Annotated in this window: 24 protein-coding genes; 7 read left to right on the forward strand and 17 right to left on the reverse strand. The window is 57.7% G+C overall.

The genetic code is table 11. The features are described 5' to 3' along the window. Positions 1 to 56: 56 nt before the first annotated feature. From tmk to ACGK9W_RS08680, 10 genes are all read right to left on the reverse strand, one after another. On the reverse strand, positions 57 to 698 hold the full coding sequence (gene tmk / locus ACGK9W_RS08635; protein WP_039882076.1) for a dTMP kinase: 642 nt from the start codon (positions 696 to 698) through the stop codon (positions 57 to 59). After that, positions 695 to 1,738: an endolytic transglycosylase MltG gene (gene mltG, locus ACGK9W_RS08640; protein WP_008174981.1), complete on the reverse strand. Its 1,044-nt coding sequence runs from the start codon at positions 1,736 to 1,738 to the stop codon at positions 695 to 697. The genes tmk and mltG overlap by 4 nt, the downstream gene beginning before the upstream one ends. Positions 1,739 to 1,743: 5 nt before the next feature. Further along, positions 1,744 to 2,562, reverse strand: a complete 819-nt coding sequence (locus ACGK9W_RS08645; protein ID WP_008174980.1) for an aminotransferase class IV — start codon at positions 2,560 to 2,562, stop codon at positions 1,744 to 1,746. Between the two features lie 8 nt (positions 2,563 to 2,570). Beyond that, entirely contained in the window at positions 2,571 to 3,818 is a 1,248-nt protein-coding gene (fabF, locus tag ACGK9W_RS08650) for a beta-ketoacyl-ACP synthase II (RefSeq protein WP_008174978.1), read from the reverse strand. Between the two features lie 130 nt (positions 3,819 to 3,948). Further along, positions 3,949 to 4,182, reverse strand: a complete 234-nt coding sequence (gene acpP, locus ACGK9W_RS08655) for an acyl carrier protein (RefSeq protein WP_008174976.1) — start codon at positions 4,180 to 4,182, stop codon at positions 3,949 to 3,951. Between the two features lie 133 nt (positions 4,183 to 4,315). Continuing rightward, positions 4,316 to 5,059 (reverse strand): 3-oxoacyl-ACP reductase FabG, encoded by a 744-nt coding sequence (gene fabG / locus ACGK9W_RS08660; protein WP_008174974.1) that lies wholly within the window; start codon positions 5,057 to 5,059, stop codon positions 4,316 to 4,318. 18 nt (positions 5,060 to 5,077) lie between these two features. Continuing rightward, positions 5,078 to 6,016: an ACP S-malonyltransferase gene (gene fabD / locus ACGK9W_RS08665; protein WP_039882075.1), complete on the reverse strand. Its 939-nt coding sequence runs from the start codon at positions 6,014 to 6,016 to the stop codon at positions 5,078 to 5,080. A 112-nt stretch (positions 6,017 to 6,128) separates the two neighbouring features. After that, entirely contained in the window at positions 6,129 to 7,130 is a 1,002-nt protein-coding gene (gene plsX, locus ACGK9W_RS08670) for a phosphate acyltransferase PlsX (RefSeq protein ID WP_405421009.1), read from the reverse strand. Positions 7,131 to 7,173: 43 nt separating this feature from the next. Further along, on the reverse strand, positions 7,174 to 7,353 hold the full coding sequence (rpmF, locus tag ACGK9W_RS08675; protein ID WP_008174968.1) for a 50S ribosomal protein L32: 180 nt from the start codon (positions 7,351 to 7,353) through the stop codon (positions 7,174 to 7,176). A gap of 100 nt (positions 7,354 to 7,453) precedes the next feature. Then, the gene (locus tag ACGK9W_RS08680) at positions 7,454 to 8,008 is read right to left on the reverse strand and encodes a YceD family protein (protein ID WP_008174965.1); all 555 of its coding nucleotides are present in this window, start codon (positions 8,006 to 8,008) and stop codon (positions 7,454 to 7,456) included. 138 nt (positions 8,009 to 8,146) lie between these two features. Between ACGK9W_RS08680 and ACGK9W_RS08685 the strand changes: the two genes are divergently transcribed. Next, positions 8,147 to 8,755, forward strand: a complete 609-nt coding sequence (locus ACGK9W_RS08685) for a Maf family protein (protein ID WP_405420402.1) — start codon at positions 8,147 to 8,149, stop codon at positions 8,753 to 8,755. Between the two features lie 4 nt (positions 8,756 to 8,759). Here ACGK9W_RS08685 and ACGK9W_RS08690 read toward each other — a convergent pair whose 3' ends face one another. The 3 genes from ACGK9W_RS08690 to rluC are packed head-to-tail and all read right to left on the reverse strand — an operon-like array spanning position 8,760 to position 11,545. Further along, positions 8,760 to 9,803 carry a S49 family peptidase gene (locus ACGK9W_RS08690; RefSeq protein WP_008174961.1) on the reverse strand — a complete coding sequence of 348 codons (1,044 nt, stop codon included), beginning with the start codon at positions 9,801 to 9,803 and terminating at the stop codon, positions 8,760 to 8,762. A gap of 39 nt (positions 9,804 to 9,842) precedes the next feature. Further along, on the reverse strand, positions 9,843 to 10,490 hold the full coding sequence (locus ACGK9W_RS08695; RefSeq protein WP_008174958.1) for an HAD family hydrolase: 648 nt from the start codon (positions 10,488 to 10,490) through the stop codon (positions 9,843 to 9,845). Then, complete coding sequence (gene rluC / locus ACGK9W_RS08700) at positions 10,487 to 11,545, reverse strand: 23S rRNA pseudouridine(955/2504/2580) synthase RluC (RefSeq protein ID WP_008174956.1); 1,059 nt, start codon at positions 11,543 to 11,545, stop codon at positions 10,487 to 10,489. The genes ACGK9W_RS08695 and rluC overlap by 4 nt, the downstream gene beginning before the upstream one ends. Before the next feature lie 595 nt (positions 11,546 to 12,140). Here rluC and rne point away from each other — a divergent pair. Further along, positions 12,141 to 15,308 (forward strand): ribonuclease E, encoded by a 3,168-nt coding sequence (rne, locus tag ACGK9W_RS08705; RefSeq protein WP_405420405.1) that lies wholly within the window; start codon positions 12,141 to 12,143, stop codon positions 15,306 to 15,308. A gap of 3 nt (positions 15,309 to 15,311) precedes the next feature. Further along, complete coding sequence (locus ACGK9W_RS08710; RefSeq protein WP_008174953.1) at positions 15,312 to 15,854, forward strand: YecA family protein; 543 nt, start codon at positions 15,312 to 15,314, stop codon at positions 15,852 to 15,854. Here the strand turns inward: ACGK9W_RS08710 and ACGK9W_RS08715 are convergent. Further along, the gene (locus ACGK9W_RS08715) at positions 15,851 to 16,729 is read right to left on the reverse strand and encodes a PHP domain-containing protein (RefSeq protein ID WP_039882074.1); all 879 of its coding nucleotides are present in this window, start codon (positions 16,727 to 16,729) and stop codon (positions 15,851 to 15,853) included. The two genes, ACGK9W_RS08710 and ACGK9W_RS08715, sit on opposite strands and share 4 nt — an antisense overlap. A gap of 131 nt (positions 16,730 to 16,860) precedes the next feature. On the opposite strand from ACGK9W_RS08715, the gene ACGK9W_RS08720 reads away from it, so the two are divergent. The 3 genes from ACGK9W_RS08720 to ACGK9W_RS08730 all read left to right on the forward strand — a co-directional run bounded on the left by ACGK9W_RS08720 (position 16,861) and on the right by ACGK9W_RS08730 (position 18,252). Further along, positions 16,861 to 17,160: a YciI family protein gene (locus ACGK9W_RS08720; protein WP_008174948.1), complete on the forward strand. Its 300-nt coding sequence runs from the start codon at positions 16,861 to 16,863 to the stop codon at positions 17,158 to 17,160. 125 nt (positions 17,161 to 17,285) lie between these two features. Beyond that, entirely contained in the window at positions 17,286 to 17,957 is a 672-nt protein-coding gene (locus ACGK9W_RS08725) for a TIGR04211 family SH3 domain-containing protein (RefSeq protein WP_039882073.1), read from the forward strand. Positions 17,958 to 17,961: 4 nt separating this feature from the next. Beyond that, positions 17,962 to 18,252: a PilZ domain-containing protein gene (locus ACGK9W_RS08730; RefSeq protein WP_008174945.1), complete on the forward strand. Its 291-nt coding sequence runs from the start codon at positions 17,962 to 17,964 to the stop codon at positions 18,250 to 18,252. Between the two features lie 51 nt (positions 18,253 to 18,303). On the opposite strand, the gene rraA is transcribed toward ACGK9W_RS08730, so the two are convergent. Together rraA and ppsA are read right to left on the reverse strand one after the other, a co-directional pair. Beyond that, positions 18,304 to 18,783, reverse strand: a complete 480-nt coding sequence (rraA, locus tag ACGK9W_RS08735) for a ribonuclease E activity regulator RraA (RefSeq protein ID WP_008174943.1) — start codon at positions 18,781 to 18,783, stop codon at positions 18,304 to 18,306. Between the two features lie 30 nt (positions 18,784 to 18,813). Continuing rightward, positions 18,814 to 21,150 carry a phosphoenolpyruvate synthase gene (gene ppsA, locus ACGK9W_RS08740; RefSeq protein WP_405421012.1) on the reverse strand — a complete coding sequence of 779 codons (2,337 nt, stop codon included), beginning with the start codon at positions 21,148 to 21,150 and terminating at the stop codon, positions 18,814 to 18,816. 215 nt (positions 21,151 to 21,365) lie between these two features. Between ppsA and ACGK9W_RS08745 the strand changes: the two genes are divergently transcribed. Beyond that, positions 21,366 to 22,181, forward strand: a complete 816-nt coding sequence (locus tag ACGK9W_RS08745) for a pyruvate, water dikinase regulatory protein (RefSeq protein ID WP_008174940.1) — start codon at positions 21,366 to 21,368, stop codon at positions 22,179 to 22,181. Between the two features lie 101 nt (positions 22,182 to 22,282). Here the strand turns inward: ACGK9W_RS08745 and ACGK9W_RS08750 are convergent, their stop codons facing one another. Then, positions 22,283 to 25,207: an insulinase family protein gene (locus ACGK9W_RS08750; RefSeq protein WP_008175025.1), complete on the reverse strand. Its 2,925-nt coding sequence runs from the start codon at positions 25,205 to 25,207 to the stop codon at positions 22,283 to 22,285. Positions 25,208 to 25,220 lie beyond the last annotated feature (13 nt).

A 25,220-nucleotide genomic window follows, 5' to 3' on the forward strand; every position in this document is an offset into this window, starting at 1 on the left:
AACCTTACAAAAAGTGCACGAATGAAGGCTAAACCTCCAAAACTACCAAGCTGGCCTCAGCCATGACCAGTCGGGCTCAATAAACCGGTAAGCAGCTGGACAACCTCCTCGGAAACCTGATTCAGTGGGCGCGCCGCGTTGATAATATGATATCTATCCGGGGCCTCATTGGCACGGTCGAGGTAGGTATTTCTGATTCGCTGAAAAAACTCCAGATCTTCCTGCTCAAACCGGTCCAGTTCACCCCGACGCCTTGCTCTGGCCATTCCGGTTTCCACTGGCGCATCGAACAATATCACGTGATCAGGACGGACGTTACCCTGAACCAGGTTTTCCAGCAATGCAATCCGCTCCTGCGACACACCGCGCCCACCTCCCTGATAGGCAAATGTGGCATCGGTGAACCGGTCGCACAGCACCCACTGACCAGCGTCGAGTGCCGGCAGGATTCTCGTATGTAAGTGCTGGGCGCGGGCTGCAAACATCAACAGCAGTTCCGTGGTTTCGTGAACCACCTCATCCCGGGTTGCCAGCAGCAGCTCGCGAATGTGCTCGGCCATGGGGGTGCCGCCAGGCTCACGGGTTACCAACACATCCACACCGAGGTTCTCGAGGGTACTGGCGGCATTCGCCAACTGAGTGGACTTGCCAACGCCTTCTGTACCTTCAAACGTAATGAATTGCCCTCTCATGCTCATTCTCCACCCTGCTTAACCGAGGAGCGGTAATCCTCACGTCGGTTAAGCTGAAACTCACGCACAGCCTTCTGGTGTTCCGCCAGTGTGCGTGAAAATTTGTGGGTACCATCGCCACGGGCAACGAAATAGAGCGCATCTCCATCATCCGGATGCAGGGTCGCGTGAATGGATTCACGGCCAGGCAGGGCGATGGGCGTTGGGGGCAGTCCATTGATTCTGTATGTGTTGTAGGGCGTGTAGGTGCGCAGATCCTTACGGCCGATACGGCCCTGATAACTATCGCCCATACCATAAATAACCGTGGGATCGGTTTGCAGGCGCATTCCCTTCTGGAGGCGGCGAACAAATACCCCTGCAACCTGGTCGCGCTCTTCCGGGGCGCCAGTTTCGCGCTCCACAATAGAGGCCATGATCAGAGCTTCATAGGGGTTTTCATAGGGCAACCCATCTTCCCGTGCTGCCCACTCCTCAGCCAGCACTGATTCCATACGGCTGAAGGCACGCCTCAGAAGATCCAGATCGGACTCGGTGCTGGTAAAGGCGTAGGTATCCGGGAAAAACCGCCCCTCAGGATGCTCCCCTTCCGCACCGACAGCCGCCATGATCTTTTCACTGGACCACTCGCCTGTGAGCTTTTGCAATCGCTCGGCGTTTGCCAGTGCTGCCCTCATATCCTGAAAAGTCCATCCCTCGATAAATTGCACATACCAGTGCTTGGTATCGCCGGAGACCATGATGCCAATCATGTCGACGGGACTCATGCCATCAAGGAATTCATACTCGCCAGCCTTGATCCGGGTCTGCCCAGGGTCAAGGCGACCATATAGCCTGAGCCACAGCCGGTCCGAGACCAATCCTTCATCTTCAAGGCGACCCGCCACTTCCGTGAAAGACGCACCCTGGGGAACCTGAAAAAGCAGCGGCTCTTCGAACTCGACTGGCTTTTCAAGGCCTTTCAAGCCTTGCCACACCCACAGACCGGTTCCCGCTGAGATCAGGACAGCAGCACAAACACACGCAAGCAATAACTTCTTGAACAAACGATTTATTCCAGTGTTTCGAGAGGATTGAAGATTGTCGCAAGTCCACCATCGACAGGCAAATCATGACCGGCAATAGTGCGAACCGGAACAAACCCAAGAACGCTATTCAGAAGAAATAGCCCATGGCAATCCGGACCGAGGACATCGTCTACAGCAACCGGACGCTCCGACACCCTTTCCCCCTGTTGCCTCAGCCGTTCAAGCACCCATTGCCTGAGAACGCCGGCAACCGCAAGGCTGGATGCCGGCGGTGTCACCCAGCCATCGCTTTGCCGGAGCAGAAGATTGGTGCGGGTACCCTCCACCAGATTGCCGCCGTGATCAGCCATGATGACCTCGAAAAGGGATGGCCCCAGTTCAGCGGCGGCCAATACCTGCTCGATCCGGTTCAGAGACTTGATACCTGCCAAGACAGGATTAACAGACAGGGGGACTTTCGAGAAGTCAACGGCCTCTCCGGCAATATCCGGCATCGGAGGCAACGGTGAAGCCGACACCAGCAGGTTTGGCTCCATCCCGGGAGCAGGCCGGTAACCCCGCCCACCGCTGCCCCTGGTCAGGGTCAGTTTGAGAATCCAGCCTTCCCCCCTGAATCGACCGGCAAAGCGCTGCGCCGCCTGGACACAAACGTTCGCCAGATCCCTTCGCGAAACCTCGATGCCCAACCGACCGGCATCACGAACCATGCGCTCAAGGTGTCGCGAAAGCAGGACTCCTTTCTGCTCAACCATGCGGATCGTTTCAAACAGCCCGTCGCCGTAGGCCAAACCGCGGTCATTGGCGGGCAAGCCACCGTCGTCAGCCCAGAAAAGACGAAACACGGCGGGGGTCAGCCTTCGTAGCGACGGAAAATCAGGGTGCCGTTGGTACCACCGAACCCGAAGGAGTTGGATAGGGCTACCCGCACATCCGCCTTACGGCTCGTGTGTGCCACAAGGTCCAGATCGCAACCCTCATCCGGATTGTCCAGATTGATGGTGGGCGGCAGGACCCCATCCCGAATGGCCAGAACCGAGAAGATCGCTTCCACAGCACCAGCAGCTCCAAGCAGGTGACCTGTCATGGACTTGGTGCTGCTCATGGCCAGCTTTTCGGCATGCGCGCCGAACACCCGACGAACTGCAGCCACTTCGGCCACGTCACCAACCTGGGTGGAGGTTCCATGGGCGTTGATGTAGTCGATTTCTTCCAGATCAAGGCCAGCATCACGAACTGCGTTCGCCATGGATCGGGCGGCGCCCTCGCCATCTTCGGGCGGCGCTGTAATGTGGTGGGCGTCGTCGCTCATACCAAAACCGACAACTTCACCGTATATGGTGGCGCCCCGCTCCTTTGCGTGTTCAAGCTCTTCAAGCACAACGACACCGGCGCCATCGCTGAGCACAAAGCCGTCCCGGTCTTTATCCCAGGGGCGGCTGGCCTTTTCCGGTTCATCGTTACGGGTAGACAGAGCCCGCGCAGCCGAAAACGCAGCCATACCGGTACGCGTCGTCGCCATTTCCGAGCCACCTGCCAGCATGACATCGGCGTCGCCATAGGCAATCGTGCGGGCCGCGTAACCAATGTTGTGGGTGCCGGTAGTGCAGGCTGTCACGATCGCAATGTTGGGGCCACGGTATCCGAAACGGATCGCGGCATTGCCGGAGATCATGTTGATGACAGAAGCAGGCACGAAAAACGGGGAAACCTTTCGGGGCCCCGACTTGTCCATGGTCAGGACGCTCTTCTCTATGTACTCAAGGCCGCCAATCCCGGAGCCGATTGCAATACCTACTCGCTCCCGATCAAGCTTCTCAAACGACTCCAGCCCACTGCTGTCAACTGCCTGCTGCGCAGCAATCAGGCCATAATGGATAAAGGCATCAAGCTTTCTGGCATCCTTCGGGGACAGGTAGGACTCCATGTCCAGATCCCGAATGGCCCCACCAATTCTGGTGTTATAGGCAGACGCGTCAAAGCGGTCGATCATACCGATCCCGCTGCGCCCGGCCTGAATCGCTTCCCAGGACGACTCCACGCTATTGCCGACTGGCGACAGCATGCCCATACCTGTGATGACAACTCGCCGTTTAGTCATAACCTGTTGCACCTGATCTTGTCCGAATGAATCTGAACGCCGATTGAACCTGATTTTCGGCCAATAAAAAAGCCGTCCCTCGCTATTTCACAAGGACGGCTTTTTGCCTGGCTTTCTTAAATGCAGAGTATCAGGTGTGCGCGACGATGTAGTCGATCGCGTCCTGAACACTTGTCAGCTTCTCGGCTTCCTCGTCAGGAATCTCGGTTTCAAACTCCTCTTCAAGTGCCATAACCAGCTCAACGGTGTCCAGTGAGTCAGCGCCAAGATCCTCTACAAAAGAAGATGAGTTCTGAACTTCGGACTCTTTAACGCCCAACTGTTCACAAACGATCTTCTTCACGCGCTCTTCAACTGTACTCATAATGTCCTCACTTTGTGTGTCAACCAAGCAACTCTAGTGCTGCCAGTTTAGTTTAAACCCTACCTGCAAACAAGCAGGGATTCTGATAAACATGTTGTGCGACAAGGGGTTGCGCACAGACCCCGAAAGGGGCTTATCCCATGTACATTCCGCCGTTCACGTTGATGGTTTCACCCGTCACGTATCCGGCTGCATCTGATGCCAGGAAGGCAACCACGGCTGCCACTTCTTCCGGCTCACCCAGACGACCCGCGGGTATGATTTCCAGCATAGCCCCACGCTGCTTGTCGTCCAGTTTTTTTGTCATATCCGTGTCAATAAATCCGGGAGCCACGCAATTTGCAGTGATACCGCGGTTCGACATTTCCTTGGCCAGGCTTCGGGTAAACCCTTCAACCCCGGCCTTGGCGGCGCAGTAATTGCCCTGCCCCGCATTGCCCATACCGGCAACCACGGAGCTGATATTGATAATCCGGCCCCATTTGGCCTTGGCCATGCCACGAAGCACGGCCTTGCTGGTCCGATAGACGCTGGACAGATTGGTTTCCAGAACCGAGGCCCAGTCATCATCTTTCAACCGCATCAGGAGGTTATCACGGGTAATGCCGGCATTGTTGACCAGAATCAGGGGAGCCCCCGATTTCTCCGTCAGCTCCTTCAAACCGGCTTCAATGCTGGCAGGGTCTGCAACGTTCATGACCATGCCGTAACCCTTGTAACCGGCCGACTGGAGATCGTTGGTGATGGATTCTGCACCGGCTTCACTGGTTGCTGTTCCGACAACTTCGGCACCCTGCGCGGCCAGCGCACGGGCAATGGCCTGACCAATACCGCGGGTAGCACCGGTGACCAGTGCGGTTTTACCTTCCAGAGACATGAATAACTCCCTTTCGTTTCAGGACTGACCGAAAGCGTCCAGCGCCTTCGCCAGCGAATCCGGGTCTTCGATACTGTGAACGGCCAAAGCCCGGTCGATACGTTTGGCCAGCCCTGCCAACACTTTTCCAGTGCCGCACTCGACTGCAACTTCGACATCATTGGAAACGAGGGCACGCACAGAGTCCGTCCAGAGCACCGGAGAATAAAGCTGCTTGAGAAGGTTGGCCTTCAGTGTAGCGGATTCGGTCTCGGCGGCAGCGTTAACATTTTGTATAACCGGGATGACAGCATCATTAAAGCGAACATCCTCCAACGCTTTCGCCAGCTCCTCCGCGGCGCCTTTCATAAGTGCGCAATGCGATGGCACGCTTACAGGCAATGGCATGGCCTTCTTCGCGCCTTTTTCCTTGCAGGCTTCAATAGCCCGTTCAACTGCGGCTGCCGAGCCAGCAATAACCACCTGACCAGGGGCATTGAAGTTTACCGCAGATACCACATCGCCCTGTGCCGCATCCTGACAGGCTGCCACAACGGCATCATCCTCAAGACCAAGGATGGCTGCCATCTTCCCTTCTCCAGCCGGCACAGCGTCCTGCATGAGCTCACCACGCAGGCGAACCAGCTTGACCGCTTCAACAAAATCGAGGCTCTCTGCCGCCACCAGGGCGCTGTACTCTCCCAGACTGTGACCGGCGAGAAAATCGGGAGAAGAACCGCCGGCAACAAACCACTGCCGCCAGAGGGCAATACTGGCCGTCAGGAGCGCAGGCTGCGTCACCATGGTTTTATTCAATTCCTCCGCCGGCCCCTTCTGGCAGAGATCCCAGAGGTCATAGCCGAGAACATTGGAGGCTTCGGAAAAGGTTCTGTCGATGATGGGCCAGGCTTCAGCGGCAGCCGAAAGCATGCCCACCGATTGCGACCCTTGTCCTGGAAAAATAAAGGCTGATTTCATAAGCGGGATCTTATCGTCATTGGGTGGTTACGTGAGATTAGCCAATAGTACAAGTTAGGCCAATTATCCGCGAATGCGTGGCCAAACCGGGACAGACTTTAGTCTCAGGCACTCAAAGCATGAGATCGTCGAGACGCTCGTTGATACGGCGGGGTACTTCCAGCTCAACTTCCCGAACGGCCTGTCGAATGGCCGACAACATGGCCCGCTCATTGGCGTTGCCATGACTTTTGATCACCACGCCCTGGAGACCGAGCAAACTGGCACCGTTGTGTCGGGAAGGATCCATCAATTGCAGAAGCCGACCGATAATCGGACGGGCCAGCAGGCCGACCAGTCGGCCGTAGAGATTTCGTGTGAAGGCCTGTTCCATCAGCTCTATTAACAGCCCGGCAACCCCCTCGCCGGTTTTCAGGGCAATGTTTCCGACAAAGCCGTCGCAGACAACCACATCAGCCACGTCGCGGAACAGATCGCTGCCTTCCACATAACCGATATAATTGATGGTGTCGCACTGGGCCAGCATGTGAGAGGCCAGGCGCACCTGCTCATTTCCCTTGATCTCTTCCTCGCCCACGTTCAGCAAAGCAACCCGCGGCTCTGCCTGGCTGCAGATAGCCGACGCCATCAGTGAGCCCATCAGGGCATACTGATAGAGGTTCTCGGCGGTGGAATCGACATTGGCACCCAGGTCCAGGACGTGGCAACGACCTCTCAGCGAGGGAATCAGCTTGGCAATGGCGGGGCGTTCTATGCCCGGATACATGCGGATAATGGTGCGGCCGAACGCCATCAGCGCACCTGTGTTCCCGGCGCTGACACAACCCTGGGCTTCGTTGTCCCGGACGAGACTCAGCGCAATGGCCATGGACGAATTCTTCTTGTGGCGAAGAGCGTGCGACGGGCGCTCGTTCATGCGCACCACATCCGCCGCTTCAACAATGCGGATTCGGGCGTGCCCCTCACGCAACAAAGCCTCGAGCTCGCTCCGGATTCCCACCAGAACGATGCTCAAGGCTTCGTTTTCACGCACCGCCCGCAGCGATGCGGCAACCACGACGGCAGCCCCGCGGTCGCCACTCATTGCATCAATCGTGATGGTGACCGGCTTCACCGTTCTGCCATCCGATTCGGGACGGTGCATAGCGGCAACGAGATTACTCGTCGCGTGCTTCGATTACCTGCTTGCCGCGGTAGAAGCCGTCCGGAGACACGTGGTGACGACGATGAACTTCACCAGTAGTCGCATCGGTGCTCAGAGCAGCGGCGCTCAGGGCGTCGTGTGAACGGCGCATGCCACGCTTGGAACGGGTCTTACGGTTTTGCTGTACAGCCATGATTATGCTCCTGACCTGTTAACGTAAACTTGTATTGCTGAATAAGTAACGTCTGTTCGTTAAATGTGCGCCGGTCTCCCGAGGGACGACCCACGCCCGGTTAATGCTTTGTCTTCTTGAGATCCGCCAGGACACTGAACGGATTCTCACCCGACTTTCTCACCGGCTCTGCCCCGGAGCTGTCAGGCTCGTAGGCTTCCAAATCTTCCCGGGCAGGACACTGGTCCCGTTCGTGAAGCGGAAACGGTGGCAAAACCAGCAACAGCTCGTCTTCCACCATCGACCAGAGGTCCGCCGTAAAATCATCGGTCAAAAACGGCTCGAGTTCTTTCGGCAGCTGTTGCGCCTGCTCGTCACTGGTAACAAGACCCAGCTTGAACTCGGAGACCAGAGTCACGCTCATGGCGCCCATGCACCGCTGACACTCCAGATCAACCGGGGCCGCCAGCTCGCCCGAAACAACGCGACGACGCTCACCATCCATAAAAAAAGACAGTTTGACCCGGCACGCAGCGCCTTCCGAAAACCCGAGAACGGATTCCCGAAAACGGCCAAGCCCGCTGATGGGAATCACTCCCTCCAGTGTGCTGTTATGTTCCGCTAACCGGTAAGGATCAACAGATTTGGGCAACTCGGCGTTGGACGCGTTTGACATAGGCGCGCAATTTTAGGGGCGCAGCCGGCCGCTGTCAAAGACTTCGTTGCTTTTTCACGGGGGTTCCAGTGCAGATAGGTGTAATTTACGATAATCGCACAACAGATGCACTGGCCAGGTACTTAAAGGACTCGATCAATGCCCCCAAAACCGCTTTTACTGGCGTCTTCATCACCGTACCGGAGAGCGCTCCTGGAGCGGCTTGGCTTGCCGTTCACCTGCGCAAGCCCGGATATCGACGAATCACCCTATCAAGGCGAGACCGGCGAGGCCCTGGCGACACGTCTGGCCGAGAGCAAGGCCCGCGAATTGGCGGACCGGTTCCCCGGCCACTGGATCATCGGCTCGGACCAGGTCGCCTGCCTGCCCGACGGCTCGGTACTGAGCAAGCCCGGCAACCACGAAATGGCGACAGAGCAGTTACGCCAGAGCAGTGGTCACAGGGTACTATTTCTTACAGGCCTGGCGCTGCTCGACTCCGATTCCGGCAAAATCGACAGCCTTTGCGAGCCGTTTAACGTCAGGTTCCGGGAACTGGCTGATGAGGAGATAGAGGCCTACCTATTGCGGGAGAAACCTTACGACTGCGCCGGCAGCTTCAAGATGGAAGGCCTCGGCATTACTCTGTTCGAGGCCCTTGAGGGCCGGGACCCGAACAGCCTGGTGGGCCTCCCCCTTATTGCCCTGAACGCTCTGCTGAGGCAATGGGGCCGGAATCCCCTGCTGGAAAACCGGCCTGCCTCATAAGGCATTACCGAAGCTCGAGCCGGGACTCGACCAGTTGACTGGCGAAACCCTCGCCAAAGGCGACACCAAGCTGATCAACAATATCCTGGAACGGTGATTTGCGACGGCTGTAGTCCACCAGTTCCTCCTGACCTATGATCTGCCGAGCAACGTGTGATGCGCTGCCGAGCCCATCAGCCAGGCCAAGCTCAACGGCCTGCTCGCCACTCCATACCAGCCCGCTGAACAGGCGCTCATCATCCGCCAGGCGATCACCACGCCCTTGCTTGACCGCTTCGATAAACTGTTGGTGGGTGTTTTCCAGGACACTCTGCCAGAAAGTGACTTCCTCTTCCTGCTCCGGCGAAAACGGATCAAGGAACGCCTTGTTCTCACCGGCCGTGTAGAGACGGCGATCCACGCCGATCTTCTCCATAACCTCGGTAAAGCCGAAACCGCCAGCCACCACCCCAATCGAGCCGACAAGGCTGGCCCGGTTGGCATAGATCTCATCAGCGGCCGCAGCAATGTAATAGGCTCCGGAAGCGCCGATGTCCGAGATCACGGCGTAGACCTTTTTCTCGGGATATTCCTCCCGCAGGCGCTTGATCTCATCGTAGACATACCCGGACTGCACCGGGCTGCCACCCGGGCTGTTGATGCGCAGAATCACTGCTACCGAGTTTGGCTCTTCGAAGGCTGTTCGCAGAGAACCTACAATATTGTCTGCACTGGCCAGTTCGTCGGCAGCGATCGGACCGTTTATTTCTACCAGAGCCGTGTGCTTGCCGGTTACACCCTCCAGTGAATCGCCCAGGGGAAACTTGATCAAAAACAGCAAGGCAATCAGGTAACCAAACGTCAGGAACTTGAAAAAGATACCCCAGCGCCGGCTCTTGCGCTGCTCAGACTGCAGTGACATGACGAGTTTTTCGATGAGCTTCCAGTCACGTCCGGACTCGGGCGGAAGCTTCGGCGACTTTCGCCCGAAAAACGGCTTACTTTCTTTTTCAGGCTCCACCGGTTGGTCACCCCAATCGGCAGACTTGTCAGATTCCCAGTCACTCATGTGCGCATCCTGTCAGCAACGTCAATGAATTCGGTCTGTTTACAGCCCCAGCACCCGCCGGAGGTCTGGCACGGATTCAACAATGGCATGGGGCGAATAATCACCCAACACATCCCGCTTGTGCACACCCCATTCAACGCCGATGGAGGGCATGCCGATACGCCGGGCCATATCAAGATCGTATCGGGTATCGCCAATCATCACCGCCTCTTCGGGCTCAATGCGATAGAAACGAAGAATCTCCTCAAGCATGGCAGGGTCAGGCTTGGAGCGCGTCTCATCGGCACAACGGGTGATCTCGAAGTGGTCGCCAAGACCGCTGGAAGCCAGCGCAAAGTCCAGGCCGCGCCGGCTCTTGCCGGTTGCCACAGAACAACTGCGACCGGATCCTCGCAGATCTGCGACCACATCGGCCATACCGTCAAACACGTTTTGCGGCGTTGTCACCTTGCTGAAGAAATAGCGCCCGTACCCGTCGCGAATCCTGTTCATTTCTTCCCGACTGATACCGGGATAAAGCTTCTCCAACGCCTCGACCATGCCAAGCCCGATAATATCCCGGTACGCCTCACGCTCCAGGGCCGGAAAGCCCAGCTCGGTTGCCGCCTGATGCAGGCTGTCAGCAATATGCTCAACCGAGTCCACCAGGGTCCCGTCCCAGTCAAAAATTACTACTCTGACGTTCATTGATCGTTTCCTTTAAGACGCCCGGAAAGTTTCCTGAGCACGTCATTGAATGCATCGTCGTAAGGCGCCTCAAGGCGCATAGCCTCACCCGAGACCGGCAAGGTAAACTCCAGGGCCCGCGCATGCAGCATCAGCCGTTGCCCGCCAATGGACCGGAACGCCTTGAGGCTGACATCATCCATATACTTGTCGTCACCCGCAATCGGATGACCGGCCCAGGCGCTGTGCACGCGGATCTGGTGCGTACGACCGGTAATTGGCGACGCCTCGACAAGGCTGTAGCCCGCGTAATGCTCGAGGCAGCGGAATGTCGTCAGCGAGGCCTTGCCGGCAGCGTCAACCTTCACCCGACGCTCGCCATTGGGCATCTCGTAGCGCAGCAGAGGCACATCCACCCGGTCAACGCTGGCCGGCCAGTCGCCGGCGACCAGCGCATGGTAATGCTTGCGGATTCGTTTCTGGCGCAGCTCATCCTGCAGGTACCGAAGCGCCGACCGCTTCTTGGCCACCATGATCAGTCCGGACGTATCCCGATCCAGACGGTGAACGAGCTCCAGAAACTTTGCCGCCGGGCGTGCGGAACGAAGCACCTCGATCAACCCGAAACTCAGGCCGCTGCCGCCGTGTACGGCGATACCGGACGGTTTGTTGACCACCAGCATCTGCTCGTTCTCGAAAACAACCGCGGATTCCATCACGCCCTGCACCCGGGAGCCGGGCGCCACCTGATCAGGCTTTTCCTTTCGGGTGATCGGTGGGATACGCACCTGATCACCGGTTCTCACCCGGGAATCCGGCTTGACCCGCCCTTTATTGACCCGAACCTCGCCCTTGCGGATGACACGATAAATAATGCTCTTGGGCACACCGCGAAGCTGGGCAAGAAGGAAGTTGTCCACCCTCTGACCATCGTTGTCTTCGTCCACGGTAACCCACTGGACGCCCTGACGGACTTCTCCACGAACAGCCTGACTCTCACTGCCGGCCCTGCTGGTTTTTTTTGCCCTCTCGGGCCGCGGTTGGGCTGGCTTTCTGCTCGCAGACTTTCGAGACATGAAGTTCCTTGGCTACTGGAGTGACTGCAGGATTGAACGGCTGCATGAATACTGTTATATTCCGGCGTGCTTTGCCGTTTGTCTACGGCCTGACCAACTCAAGTCAGAAGCCGGAGCGGCAGAAGTATACCGACACTATTCGAGAGTTTGAACGCCGTGCACCCAATCACTACCGGGAACGGCGAGAGAAATGCTCCCGGAGGACCAGGACAGATCTTCGAAAGGCTGCATCCTGTACCCGGGAGAGAGAAAAACCGCGCGGAAAACCGCGGGCGACATCGCGAAGAATCACTGCCACCCAGGGCCGGGCCGTCCAGCATACGAATACGACGTGAGACCCAGGCACCTGAGTGAACCTGAAAACGGATAACATGCGTCAACAGACACGAACCTTACACGACCTCTCCCTGCCCACAGGCAGCCGGATCGTCGGCGTTGGTCTCAGACCGAAAGGATCAAACCCCAGAAGGGTCTGATTCGTCTGGCCGCCGGTCCGCCCTTGATGTAACAGGGCCCGCGGCACGCACATCCTGCTTCGCTGATGCGATCCCCTCCGGTTTTCTGTCAAATTAAACGACAGGAACTCTTTCTTTCCATGAAAAGAATGCTTATCAATGCAACTCATCCCGAAGAGTTGCGCGTCGCCCTGGTTGACGGCCAGCGTCTATTCGACCTTGATATCGAATCCAGCTCCCGCGAGCAGAAGAAAGCCAATATCTACAAGGGCCGCATTACCCGGGTCGAGCCCAGTCTCGAGGCCGCGTTTGTGGATTTCGGCGCCGAGCGCCACGGCTTTCTGCCGTTGAAGGAAATTTCCAAGGAATACTTCAAGAAGTCGCCCGGCCAGATCGAAGGCAAAATCAACATCAAGGACGTTGTTTCCGAAGGCCAGGAAGTCATCGTGCAGGTCGACAAGGAAGAGCGTGGCAATAAGGGCGCAGCCCTGACCACGTTTATCTCCCTGGCAGGTCGCTATCTGGTACTCATGCCCAACAACCCCCGTGCCGGCGGCATCTCCCGTCGCATAGAGGGCGATGAGCGGGCGCAGCTCAAAGAAGCGATGAACGATGTTCAGGTGCCGAAATCCATGGGCATCATCGTTCGTACCGCCGGCATCGGCCGTACCACTGAAGAACTCCAGTGGGATCTGGACTATCTGGTGCAATTCTGGGAGGCCATCACTCAGGCCGCCGGCGAGCGCAAGGCCCCCTTCCTGATTCACCAGGAAAGCAACGTTATCATCCGTGCGGTTCGTGACTACCTTCGCCAGGACATCGGCGAGGTTCTGATTGACGCCAATGGCGTCTATGAGGACGTCCTGAATTTCGTTCGTGCGGTCATGCCCACCTTCGAAAACAAGATCAAGCTGTACAAGGATGAAATCCCGCTGTTCAGCCGGTACCAGATCGAAGGCCAGATCGAGACCGCCTTCCAGCGGGAAGTGAAACTGCCCTCCGGCGGCTCCATCGTGATTGATCCGACCGAGGCCCTGGTTTCCATCGACATCAACTCTTCCCGCGCCACGAAAGGCCAGGATATCGAGGAAACCGCGCTCCAGACCAACCTGGAAGCGGCAGAGGAAATCGCCCGCCAGTTGCGCCTGCGTGACATGGGCGGTCTGATTGTCATCGACTTTATCGACATGACGCCTGCGAAGCATCAGCGGGAAGTTGAACAGAAGATGCGTGAGGCCCTGGAAATCGACCGGGCCCGGGTTCAGGTGGGCAAGATCTCCCGCTTCGGCCTGCTGGAAATGTCCCGTCAGCGCCTGCGCCCCTCCCTGGGAGAGACACGCAGCGAAGTGTGCCCCCGATGTGAAGGTCAGGGCACTATTCGTGGCATCGAGTCCCTCGCCCTGAGCATCATGCGCCTGATCTACGAGGAATCGTCAAAGGACAAGACCGGCGAAGTACGAGCCGTTGTGCCGGTTTCCGTCGCCACTTTCCTGCTCAACGAGAAGCGCAAGCAGCTGGCCGACATTGAAGCCCGCCAGGAAGTGAGCGTTGTCGTGGTGCCGGTTCCGCATATGGAGACACCGCATTTCGAAATCATCCGGATGCGTCAGGATGAAACAACGCCCGAGCACATTTCCAGCCATCAGGTGGCCCAGGAGTACAGCGAGCGTGAAGAAGAAATCTTCGAGGCGCCCACCCCTGAGAAGCCGGTACGCGAGCAGGCTGCGGTAAAAGCGATCCGGCCGAGCGCACCCGCACCCGCGCCTGCCCCGGCCGCACCGAAGGCTGATGAAACCACTGAACAGGAAGAAGGCCTCTTCCGCCGGCTGGGACGCAAGATCGCTGGCTTCTTTAGTGGCGAGGAAGAACAGAAAGTCGAGAATCGCGAGCAGAGCCAGAGCCAGCGCGAAGATCGTCGCAACCAGGGCCGTCAGGACCGTCGCAAATCCCGGGTGGCCCGCAGCGATGACCAGCGTGCAGGTGGCAACCGCAGTGGCAACGAACGTCGCCAGGGGGGCCAGCAGGGCCGTGGTGACGACAACCGTGGCCGCGGCCGCAACCGCAACGACGACCAGAACCGTGGCAACCAGAATCGCCAGGCATCCGAAAACAAAGGCCAGGATAATCGCGGAGGCGACAACAAGAGCGCCGACAACAAAGGCTCTGAAAATCGTCGTGACAACCGTCGCGACAACCAGGGCCGCGGCCGCAACAGGCCCCAGCGCGACCCGAAGGATAATCGCGAGCAGAAGGACCAGAAGGATCAGGGCCAGCAGGATAATGCAGCCAAGTCCGGTCCAGCGGACAAGACCGGTTCAGAAGAGAAACGCAGAAAGCCACGTCGCCAGCGCAACCGCGACGGCTCTCCGTCTGAAGCACCGGCCTCTGCTCCGGCTGATCGAAAAGCCGCTCGTAGCGAGAAGCATCAGAAGGACACGCAGCCCGAAAACGGTCGTGACGATGCCAAGCCCGAGGTGAAAACCGAGCAGGTAAAGGAAACCGTCAACAAAGCGTCTGACAAGCCTGAAACAAGGGCCGAGACTGCGCCGGCGGCCAGCGAAACACCGAAACCGGAAGCTGCTCAGAAAGAGCCAGTGAAAGAGCAGAAGCCCGAGAAGGCATCCTCAGACAAAGCGCCGTCGGAGAGCAAGCCGGAAGCGAAACCTGAAAAAGCCGAGCCCGCCAAGGCTGAACAAAGCTCCGAACCCCTTGAGAAGCCTGAGGAAAAGAGCGAAAACGTTACCGGGCAGGCGCAAGGCGCAGCCACAGACAAAGAGCCTGCCAAGAGCACCGCGGCCACTGATGAGCCAACGCCGGTGACTGACCAGGCTCCCGAGAAAAAAGAGGCAGCTCCGAGGCCAAAGCCGGAGTCCAGGGCCACAGCCGACGGCGAACAAGCGCCGCGGGCGAAGAAGCAGCCGGCGAAGCCCAAGGAAGCGCCAGCCGCCAAGGCAGAACCGGAGGAGGCACCACAACCCGAGAAGGCTGAAAAGCCAGCGGAGGAGAAGGTAGCACCAGAGCGTAAGGCTCCCGAGGCTCAACCGGAGCCAAAGCAGCCTGAAGCAGCGCAGGCCAGCCCCGAAAAGGCCGAGCCCAAGAAAGCCGAGCCCGAAAAAGTTGAGCCCAAAACCGCAGAGCCAGTGAAGGAAGAGACGCCTTCCGCTCCGGAGGCAACAGCCAAGGACACGCCTGCCGATGCCCCGGCAGTCGACGTTCCTGTAACACCGGGCCGCGCTTACAATGATCCAAGAGAAGTCCGCAAGCGCCAGAAGGCCGCGGAAGAGGCCAAAAAGGCCGGGAGTAACTAACTGATGCTATCGAACTCCGACATAGAAGCGCTGGAAGACATCCTCTTTGCCGAGCCCTGGGGCGATGAAGCCCTGGATTTCTTCGGTTTCCATGGGGTGGTCTGCGCCAGCGTCGTCGGCCCGGCTGAACTGAGCGCGGAAGAAATCTTCCGCCTCGCCACGGGCACCGATCAGGTGCCCGACACCGGGATTCCCGAGGTGTTCAGGCGCTGCTCGACCCAGCTGGCCAATGACATGGCCCACTCCCTGGACATGGGGCAGTCTCTGGAACTGCCGGAGCCGGAGGATGGCGACCCCATGAACGCGCTGGAAAACTGGTGCGCCGGGTTCGTGGACACCTTTCTGGAACACGAAGAAGAGTGGCTCGAAGCAGCCAGCGAAGAAGAAGCGGCGGACCTGATGGTGCCTATGCTGACACTCTCAGGACTGTTCGATGACGAGGACTTCCAGAAGGTTCGCAACAGTGAAAAGCTATCCCGGCAGATGGCCGACGCCATCCCGGACTCACTGACGGATCTGTACCTGCTGTTCCATGCGCCGGATTAAGGCGGCGCCGCACCCGGAACAGGTTGTCTGAACGAATGCCAGACCGGCTCAAGCCCGTCTGGCATTTTCATGATGCGGCCAAGCTCACACCAGGGAGCGCCGGGAAAGTGAAAATCACTGCCCTGGGATGCCAGCAATTTCTCTTTCCGACAAAGCTCTGCAAGAAACCCCAGATCACCACTGGATTGACCTGAAGTGGACACTTCAATTGCCTGCCCCCCTGCCCTTCGGAAATCCGCGGTCAGCTCCCTGAGTTTGGTTGCCGTAAGCTGGTATTTTCGGGGATGGGCAAGAACCGCAACGCCACCTGCCTCGGTGATCCAGCGCACGACTTCTGGAAGCTCCGGCCAGAAAGCTTTTACATCACCGGGCTTACCGTTACCCAGATATCGCTTGAATGCCTGGGCAGCATTGCGAACAACGCCAGCCTCTGTCAGAACCTGTGCAAAATGTGGCCGTCCAGGCACGTCGCCACCGGCAGCCTCGGAGGCCTTATCGAGAAGGCCATCAACACCAAGCTTACCCAGGCGGTCCGCGATCATGCGGGCACGAGCCCAGCGATTCTCGTTCTGCTGCTCCAGCGCCTGCCTGAAACCGGCCTGCCCGGGATCAAAATCCAGACCGACGATGTGGATGGTCCGGCTTTTCCAGAGGCAGGAAAGCTCAACCCCGGGAATCAGGATGATACCCTGCGCCTGCGCAGCCGCCTCGGCTTCGGCAAGGCCAGCGATCGTGTCGTGGTCAGTAAGGGCCAGGTGGGTAACCCCCCGACCGGCAGCGCGCTCGACCAGTGCCGCCGGTGATAGCGCGCCATCGGAAGCCGTGCTGTGGCAATGCAGATCAATGCACAAATGCGGGTCTTGCGGTATAGTCACAAAATATCCTGAATCTTCAGATAACTGGCGGCTTGCCAGGGTTTAACAGTGTACCAGCCAACCCTTGCACGACACGACCGCTGATTGTCTGATCAACTATCCTGTCTTTGAAAACCTGTTCGGAGAGCTGAATGTACTACGCCATTATCAGTGAAGATGTCGAGAACAGCCTGCCGTTGCGCCAGTCTGCGCGTCCGGCTCACATCGACCGGCTTCAGGCCCTGAAAGCCGAGGGCCGATTACTTGTCGCTGGCCCTCATCCGGCGCTGGATACTCCAGAGCCCGGCGATGCCGGCTTTACCGGTAGTCTGGTAATCGCGGAATTTGACTCTCTGGAAGCGGCCCAGGCCTGGGCGGATGCCGACCCTTATGTGGAGGCAGGCGTTTATGACAAGGTTGTGGTAAAGCCTTTCAAAGCCGTCCTCCCGTGAGCGGGCCTTGGGGGCCCATGAGTTTATTGTAATGATGGCACGCTTGCACGGCGGGGCATCTGTGACAAAATTGCGCTTTTAATCAGACTCAGATTTCAACCGCAGAATTTCAGGGAACGTAACCAGTGACGCTTTTTCGTCTAGCAATCAGTGTGTTGTTCGCAGTGTCCTCCATTGCTGTTGCCCAGGCAAAGACTGTCTGGGTTGACGACCAGTTGTACCTGCCAGTGAGGTCAGGCGCAGGTTCCCAGTTCCGCATCATTGAAAACGCGGTTCCCAGTGGCACGCCGCTGGAAGTCATCGAGGCCTCCGATTCCGGATACACCCTCGTTCGCACTCCCAAGGGCACCGAGGGCTGGGTTTCCAGTCAATACCTGAGCGAGACACCCATTGCTGCAGATCGCCTGCGTACGGCCAACCGTCAGTTGGAAGAAACGCGCGCTGAACTCGCCCAGGTAAAAGAGCAGCTATCTAACGTCGTCACTGAGCGCAACGCGCTGGAAAGCTCCGAAGCCTCGCTTTCTGACCGTTCACAGGAGCTCCAGGAAGAGCTTCAGCGGATCAAGAGTATCGCCGCCGATTCCATCAATCTGGAACGTCGAAACCGCGAGCTGCGGGAAGAGAACCAGAAGATTCGCAACGACCTTGAAGTGCTCACGGCTGAAAACGAACGTCTGGAAGCCAGCAAGGAATACGATTTCATGTTGCTGGGCGCGGGCCTCGTTCTCGGTGGCGTTTTGCTGGCACTGATCATTCCAATGCTCAAACCAACAAGAAAAACCGACAACTGGGCCTGATGCCATGAAGGATTATTCGGAGAAACGCGATTTCCACCGTATGCAGGTGAACTCGGAGATTGAGATCAGCGACAGCCAGGGCAACCGCTTCAAAGGGATCTGCCGTGATCTGAGCGCGACCGGCATGCAACTCTACGTTGAGCAGGCCGTGAACGTTGGCGAGGAACTTCACACGGTGCTTCACTCCAGCAGTGATCAGTTTCCGCCGCTGGAGACTGTCTGCGAAGTCATTCGCTGCGAACCGGAAGGAGACGGGTTCCTCCTTGGAACGAACATCAGCGAAGTCACTCGCTGAACGAAAAACGGCGGCCATTGGCCGCCGTTTTTGTCTCTGCCTCGAAAAGCCTCAAACCAGAGGCTTCTCAGAAACAATGATGCCGTTGTTGTCGGCGTAGACGTAGTGTCCGGGATGGAATGTAACGCCATGGAAGGTGACCGGCACATTCAGGTCGCCCAGGCCACGCTTTTCACTCTTTCTCGGATGGGTGCCAAGGGCCTGCACACCCAGGGCGGTGTTGCCAATCTCATCCACGTCGCGCACGCAACCATAGATGATCAGGCCCGCCCAGCCGTTGCTAGCAGCCTTCTCCGCGAGCATGTCGCCCAATAGCGCATGGCGCTTTGAAGCGCCACCATCCACGACCATCACACGACCGTTCCCTGGCTGGCCAACCTGCTCTTTCACCACGGAGTTATCTTCAAAACACTTCACGGTCACAATCTCACCGCCAAATGCCTTGTTGCCACCGTAGTTATTGAAGCCGGGCTCTACAACCAGCACTTCCGGAAATTCGTCACACAGGTCCGGGGTAATTATCGTCGTCACGTTGTCGCTCTCCTTATCCTGGAAATAAACTCAGTCGATTTTTTCGTCGGCCAGGAAGAACCAGGTGTCCAGTACCGAATCGGGGTTCAGTGACACCGTATCAATGCCCTGATCCATCAGCCACTTGGCGAGATCCGGATGATCCGATGGCCCCTGCCCGCAGATACCGATGTATTTGCCGGCCTTCTTGCACGCCTGAATGGCGTTGGAAAGCAGCGCCTTGACCGCATCGTTCCGCTCATCGAAGAGGTGCGCGATGATGCCCGAATCCCGGTCCAGACCCAGGGTCAGCTGAGTCAGATCGTTGGAGCCGATGGAGAAGCCGTCAAAGTGCTCCAGGAACTGATCCGCCAGCAGCGCATTGGCCGGCAGCTCACACATCATGATGACCCGAAGACCGTTGTCACCACGCTTGAGTCCGTTCTCCGCCAGCAGGCTCACTACCTGTTCCGCTTCACCCACGGTACGCACGAACGGAACCATCACTTCCACATTGGTCAGCCCCATCTCGTTACGCACCTTTTTCAGGGCACGGCATTCCAGCTCGAAGCAGTCCCGGAAGGTATCGGAGATATAGCGCGATGCACCCCGGAAACCGAGCATCGGGTTTTCTTCATCCGGCTCGTACAGAGTGCCGCCGATCAGGTTGGCGTATTCGTTGGATTTGAAGTCCGACAACCGCACGATCACTTTCTTGGGCGCGAACGCCGCTGCCAGGGTAGAGATGCCCTCAACCAGCTTGTCGACATAGAAATCCACCGGCGAGCTGTAACCGGAGATGCGTTTCTCAACGGTCTGCTTGATATCCCGGGGCAGTCCATCAAAGTTCAGCAGTGCCTTGGGATGAACACCGATCATCCGGTTAATAATGAACTCAAGCCGTGCCAAACCAACACCTTCATTCGGCAACGCCTGGAAATCAAAAGCCCGGTCTGGGTTGCCGACGTTCATCATGATCTTGAACGGGATGTTCGGCATGGAGTCCACGGTATTTTCCCGCAGCTCGAAATCCAGGGAGCCCTCGTAGATCATGCCGGTATCGCCCTCGGCGCAGGAGACGGTCACTTCCTGTGCGTCGGTCAGCAACTCCGTGGCATCGCCGCATCCGACCACGGCCGGAATGCCCAGCTCGCGGGCAATAATGGCCGCGTGGCAGGTACGACCACCGCGGTCGGTAACAATGGCGGAAGCCCTTTTCATCACCGGCTCCCAATCCGGGTCGGTCATGTCGGTAACCAACACATCGCCGGCCTGCACCCGGTCCATTTCCTTGATGCTGGTGATGATCTTCACCGGGCCACTGCCGATCTTGTGGCCGATGCTCCGGCCTTCCACCAGCACCTTGCCGGTTTCTTTAAGCAGGTAGCGCTCCATCACATTGGCAGACGCACGGCTTTTCACCGTCTCAGGGCGCGCCTGAACGATGTAGATCTTGCCGTCGTCGCCGTCCTTCGCCCACTCGATGTCCATCGGTCGCTGGTAGTGCTTCTCGATAATCATCGCCTGACGTGCCAGGTCTTCCACCTCGGCGTCAGTGATGCAGAAGCGGTTGCGGTCTTCCTGCTCCACCTTCACTGTTTCAACGAATTCACCTTCACCGGGCTTGGTGTGGTAGACCATCTTGATGGCCTTGCTGCCCAGATTGCGACGCAGGACGGCCGGCCGACTGGCTTCGAGAGTAGGCTTGTGTACGTAGAATTCATCAGGGTTTACAGCACCCTGAACGACGGTCTCACCCAGACCGTAAGAGGCAGTTACAAATACCACGTCACGGAAGCCAGATTCTGTGTCGAGGGTGAACATAACGCCACTGGCCGCCGTCTCACTGCGCACCATTTTCTGGATACCAGCTGAGAGCGCGACCATCTTGTGGTCAAAGCCGTGGTGGACGCGGTAGGAAATAGCGCGGTCATTGAACAGCGACGCAAACACTTCCTTGACCGAGGTGCGCACCTGTTGCAGCCCCACCACGTTCAGGAAGGTTTCCTGCTGGCCTGCAAAGGAGGCATCCGGGAGATCTTCCGCCGTTGCAGAGGAACGTACCGCAACCGCCATGTGTTCGTTGCCATCCTGCAGGGTGGCGAACGATTCCTTCAAGGCGTTCTCCAGGACATCCGGAAATGGCGTTTCAATGATCCATTGACGGATCTGGGCACCAACCCGGGCCAGTTCGTTGACGTCGTTGATGTCCAGGGCATCGAGAGCGTTGTCGATCCGCTCTTTCAGTCCGTCAGTGGCGAGGAATTCGCGATAGGCGTGCGCTGTTGTGGCAAAGCCACCTGGAACGGTAACACCTGCGTTGGCGAGATTACTGATCATTTCGCCGAGTGAGGCGTTCTTGCCGCCTACCCGATCGACATCGGACATTCCCAGGTGATCAAACCAGATAATGTAATCTTCCAAAGCATGTCTCCCTTGAGTCTGTGAAGCTAAGAGCAAAATCGGGCCAGCGGTATCAAGCGGTAAAAGCAGACAATATCCACTGCGGAGTCTCGAACTTGGCGTGTATGATACTGTAACCTGCGGAAATTACCTAGGCCACCGAGCCAGGAATCAAGAACCAAGGAACCGGACAATACAGCATGAAACGCACTGCTTTTTTCATTTCTGATGGCACCGGCCTGACAGCCGAGGCTCTCGGGCACAGCCTTCTGGCCCAGTTCGAAAAGATCGAGTTTGAACGGGTTACTGTTCCCTACATTGCGGACGAAGAAAAAGCCCGGGAAATGGTCAAACGGATCAACAAGGCGGCCGAGACAGACGGCGCACGGCCGCTGGTGTTCGACACCATTGTAAACAGCGATATCCGGGAAATCATCGCCACCGCCGAGGGTTTTATGGTGGACATCTTCGGTACGTTTCTCAGCCCCCTGGAACAGGAACTCCAGTCTTCCTCTTCCTATACCGTCGGTAAATCCCATGCCATCAATAATGAAGGCAGCTATGAACGCCGGATCAATGCCGTCAATTTCGCGCTGGATAATGACGATGGCGCACGCACCCGGCATTACGACGAAGCAGACCTGATCCTCGTTGGCGCCTCCCGAAGCGGGAAAACCCCCACCTGTCTCTATCTGGCACTGCAGTATGGCGTGAAAGCGGCAAACTATCCGATTACCGAAGAAGACCTGGCAGACCAGCAGATCCCGAAAGCCCTGAAACCCTATAAAGAGAAAATTTTCGGGCTGACTATCGAGCCGGAGCGGCTGGCAACCATCCGCAACGAACGCAAGCCAAACTCTCGCTACTCATCCATCAAGCAGTGCATGCACGAGATCGAGGAAATCGAGTTGATGTATCGGCGTGAGCGGATTCCGTACCTGAATACCACCGCCTATTCGGTTGAGGAGATCTCCACCCGAATCATGGTGACAACCGGTCTGAAGCGCCAACGCTAGGGGTACAGACGGCTGGAGGGCGTCATCGGGGCAGAATAAGAAAGGGGCCAGACCAAAAAGAGGCCAGATGAACACTTCATCTGGCCTCTTTTGTTTTGGCTTTACAGTTCCTGAATGTTCAGGCCAAGCTTCTCGGCCCTGGCCCGGTTTTCCGGACTGGTTACCACGGCCGTACTGGCTTTCTCCGGCACCAGCCAGGTTCTGGCCACACGCTTCAGGTCATCCAGGGTGACGGACAGCACCCGCTCCCGGAACCTGGCACGCTGCTCCGGACTTCGCCCAAACAGCTTGTTGTGAAAAGCATGGCGAGCAGCGCCCGCAGGCGATCTGGGCCTGTCGAGTTGACCAATTACACCAAGAATCGACTCTTCAAGCTCCTGATAGTCGTGGTCATTGTCCTGAAGCCACGCAAGGGCCGCGTCGAAATCGTCCAGCGTTTCCTCCAGGCGCGGATCACGGTAGGAGAAGAACCGGAACGTGCCATTCACGCTGTCCTGCCCGGCGCCGCCACCGTAAGCGCCACCCTTCTCCCGAATGGCTCGGTGCAGATAACCGTTACGCAAGAAACCACCCAGCACGGTCAGTGCCGCCGCATCGGGATGATCCACAGCGACAGTGCTGTAGGCCTTGGAGCAGAAGTTAACCTGGGTAGAAGTCAGCCACGCCTCACGGGTAGTGTAATTGACCGGTTCCATTTTCCAGCCTGCAATGCCCGCTCCAGAGGCATCACGCCAGCAGGATTTCAGATCATCAACCATCGCCGGGAGCTGATCCTCTTCACCAATCACCAGGAACTCCCGACCCTGCTTGCCGATCTTCTCGTGCAATGCAGAAAGCTTGTCACAGAGCGCCGTCAATTCCTCTGGATCCTTCAGGGCCTGATCGAGCTGCTTGGTGCCGCGAATACCGGCAAGACCACCCAGCCGGAAAGAAAGCCAGGCACCCGGACTCATACCCTGTGAAGCCGCGCCCATGGCCAGTGCATGGCCACTGCCGGTTACGGCCTGCTCGCGACGGGCCCGGATCTGCGCAATGATCTCCCGGATTCGCTCTTTCTCATCGAAGCGGGCACTGGTGTAGACATCCCGTAGAAGACGGGTCAACTCACTGCGATTACGGGCCAGAGCCTTGCCGTTGAAGATGATGTAACCGGACAGCGCCTGAACGTCATCAATCCGGCCTTTGGCGCTGAACGCTGCGCCGATACCACCAGACTCCGCAGAGATACGATCCTGCATTTGCAGGTAGTCCAGATCACCACAACCCACTTCGGAAATCAGCGTGGTGTAGTAAGGCACCAGAAGCAGCTCCTCTTCGGTCAGCGCCGGCACCGGGACAACAATCTGCTCGTAAACCAGACCGTTGGTACCACGGGCATAAACGGTTGCCGAAATGTCGCCGTCATAACGCCCTTCCGGCTCTGGCATCTGCAGAGGCACGTCTGACAGATCCACCTTTGGCAGAATGGAGTCATCGTCCTTCTGCATCTGGCGTTCTTCCAGCGCCCTGGCCCGGTCGACAATCATCCGGACCTCGTCATCGGTAAGCTCGGCCTTGCGACGGGCCAGCGCTTCACGGATGGCTTCCTGCCGGCGGGACTCGAGCTTTTCATCCGGCCGCAGGGTCAGGGTGACCCGGTGCGGGTTCTCAAGAAGCTTGCGGCGGATCAGATCCGGCACGTATTGCGGGTCCCGGATTTTCTCCCGGAGCGTTGCCAGGACCGGCTCCAGATCCAGCAATTCAACCGGATCACCGCCGTGCACCATGGGTGCAATGGCACTCATGATCAGCTGCAGGCCGTACGGGAACTGGTCACCAGCAATTTCCCGCTGGTGCAGTTCGAGCTGATGCAGGATGGCTTCCAGACGTTCCTGGCTGACGCCCTCCTCCACGACCTTGAGCAGCGTGGACTCGAGCAGGGCTTCCAGATCCTTGTGCTTGTCCGGCTCGCTGCCTTCGATGCCGCAAACAAAGGTCATTTCACGGTTGGAGTCTTCCAGACCACACATGGGCGAAGGTGCATGACCAAGATCCGTGGTTTCCAGGGCTCGCATCAGTGGTGAGGCACTGTTTTCCAGCAGTACCGCAGAGAGCAGTTGACCCTCCAGGTTCTCCTGCAAATCAAAACTGTGGCCCAGCAACCAGCCCACAACGATGTGAGTCTTGTTGTCGGTCCCCTCACCTTCGTTGACCGCATAGCCCTGCTCTACCCTGACCGGGGCGAACATGCGCTTCTCGTCGCGAACCGGAAGATCGATGTCCAGCCGGTCGAACCGTTTCAGCGCCAGCTCTTCAAACTTCTCATGATGCTCATGAGCCGGGATATCGCCGTAGGTGGCAAATATCGCGTTGCTGGGGTGATAGTGGTGGCGGTAGAACTGCAGCAGGTCGTCGTAGCTCAGATCCACGATGTGGTCGGGCTCGCCACCGCTGTTGTAGTGATAGGTCGTGGTCGGGAAAAGGTGGCTGCTGAGGTTCTGCCACAGCTGGGACGTGGGCGAACTCATGGCGCCTTTCATCTCGTTGTAGACAACACCCCGATAAACCAGGTCGGTGGACGGATCTTCCGGCTTATCGAACTCAAGGCGATGACCTTCCTGCGCAAAATCCAGCGGATCGAGCTTGGAGAAAAATACACAATCCAGGTAAACCGACAGAAGGTTGTCGAAATCCTTTCGGTTTATGCTGGCGAAGGGATAGGCCGTCCAGTCGCTGCTGGTGAAAGCGTTCATGAACGTGTTCAGTGACCGCCGAATCATCATGAAGAACGGATCACGAACCGGGAAACGCTCGCTGCCACACAATGCCGTGTGTTCCAGAATATGCGCCACCCCGGTGGAATCCATCGGGAAGGTACGCAGGGCAACGAAAAACACGTTTTCGTCGTTGTCGGCTGCCAGATGCAGATGGCGGGCGCCAGTCTTCTTGTGACGATACTCCTCGACCTCGAGATTGAGTGTATCGATCCGGTGACTGCGAAGTTTCTCAAAGGCCGGATGAGTTGCGTTGTCGATCACTGCAGCCATTCAAACTATCCTG

The sequence above is a fragment of the Marinobacter flavimaris genome (assembly GCF_045057155.1).
GTDB classification, from domain to species: Bacteria; Pseudomonadota; Gammaproteobacteria; order Pseudomonadales; family Oleiphilaceae; genus Marinobacter; species Marinobacter manganoxydans.

Coding starts and splice junctions, on each gene's coding strand:
- tmk (WP_039882076.1), bottom strand. CDS start 698: ATGAGCATGAGAGGGCAATTCATTACGTTTGAAGGTACAGAAGGCGTT.
- ACGK9W_RS08680 (WP_008174965.1), bottom strand. CDS start 8,008: ATGTCAAACGCGTCCAACGCCGAGTTGCCCAAATCTGTTGATCCTTAC.
- rluC (WP_008174956.1), bottom strand. CDS start 11,545: ATGTCTCGAAAGTCTGCGAGCAGAAAGCCAGCCCAACCGCGGCCCGAG.
- ACGK9W_RS08695 (WP_008174958.1), bottom strand. CDS start 10,490: ATGAACGTCAGAGTAGTAATTTTTGACTGGGACGGGACCCTGGTGGAC.
- ACGK9W_RS08745 (WP_008174940.1), top strand. CDS start 21,366: ATGAAACGCACTGCTTTTTTCATTTCTGATGGCACCGGCCTGACAGCC.
- ACGK9W_RS08690 (WP_008174961.1), bottom strand. CDS start 9,803: ATGAGTGACTGGGAATCTGACAAGTCTGCCGATTGGGGTGACCAACCG.
- ACGK9W_RS08710 (WP_008174953.1), top strand. CDS start 15,312: ATGCTATCGAACTCCGACATAGAAGCGCTGGAAGACATCCTCTTTGCC.
- fabD (WP_039882075.1), bottom strand. CDS start 6,016: ATGAAATCAGCCTTTATTTTTCCAGGACAAGGGTCGCAATCGGTGGGC.
- rne (WP_405420405.1), top strand. CDS start 12,141: ATGAAAAGAATGCTTATCAATGCAACTCATCCCGAAGAGTTGCGCGTC.
- acpP (WP_008174976.1), bottom strand. CDS start 4,182: ATGAGTACAGTTGAAGAGCGCGTGAAGAAGATCGTTTGTGAACAGTTG.
- ACGK9W_RS08750 (WP_008175025.1), bottom strand. CDS start 25,207: ATGGCTGCAGTGATCGACAACGCAACTCATCCGGCCTTTGAGAAACTT.
- ppsA (WP_405421012.1), bottom strand. CDS start 21,150: ATGTCCGATGTCGATCGGGTAGGCGGCAAGAACGCCTCACTCGGCGAA.
- fabG (WP_008174974.1), bottom strand. CDS start 5,059: ATGTCTCTGGAAGGTAAAACCGCACTGGTCACCGGTGCTACCCGCGGT.
- rpmF (WP_008174968.1), bottom strand. CDS start 7,353: ATGGCTGTACAGCAAAACCGTAAGACCCGTTCCAAGCGTGGCATGCGC.
- ACGK9W_RS08685 (WP_405420402.1), top strand. CDS start 8,147: ATGCCCCCAAAACCGCTTTTACTGGCGTCTTCATCACCGTACCGGAGA.
- ACGK9W_RS08720 (WP_008174948.1), top strand. CDS start 16,861: ATGTACTACGCCATTATCAGTGAAGATGTCGAGAACAGCCTGCCGTTG.
- fabF (WP_008174978.1), bottom strand. CDS start 3,818: ATGACTAAACGGCGAGTTGTCATCACAGGTATGGGCATGCTGTCGCCA.
- ACGK9W_RS08730 (WP_008174945.1), top strand. CDS start 17,962: ATGAAGGATTATTCGGAGAAACGCGATTTCCACCGTATGCAGGTGAAC.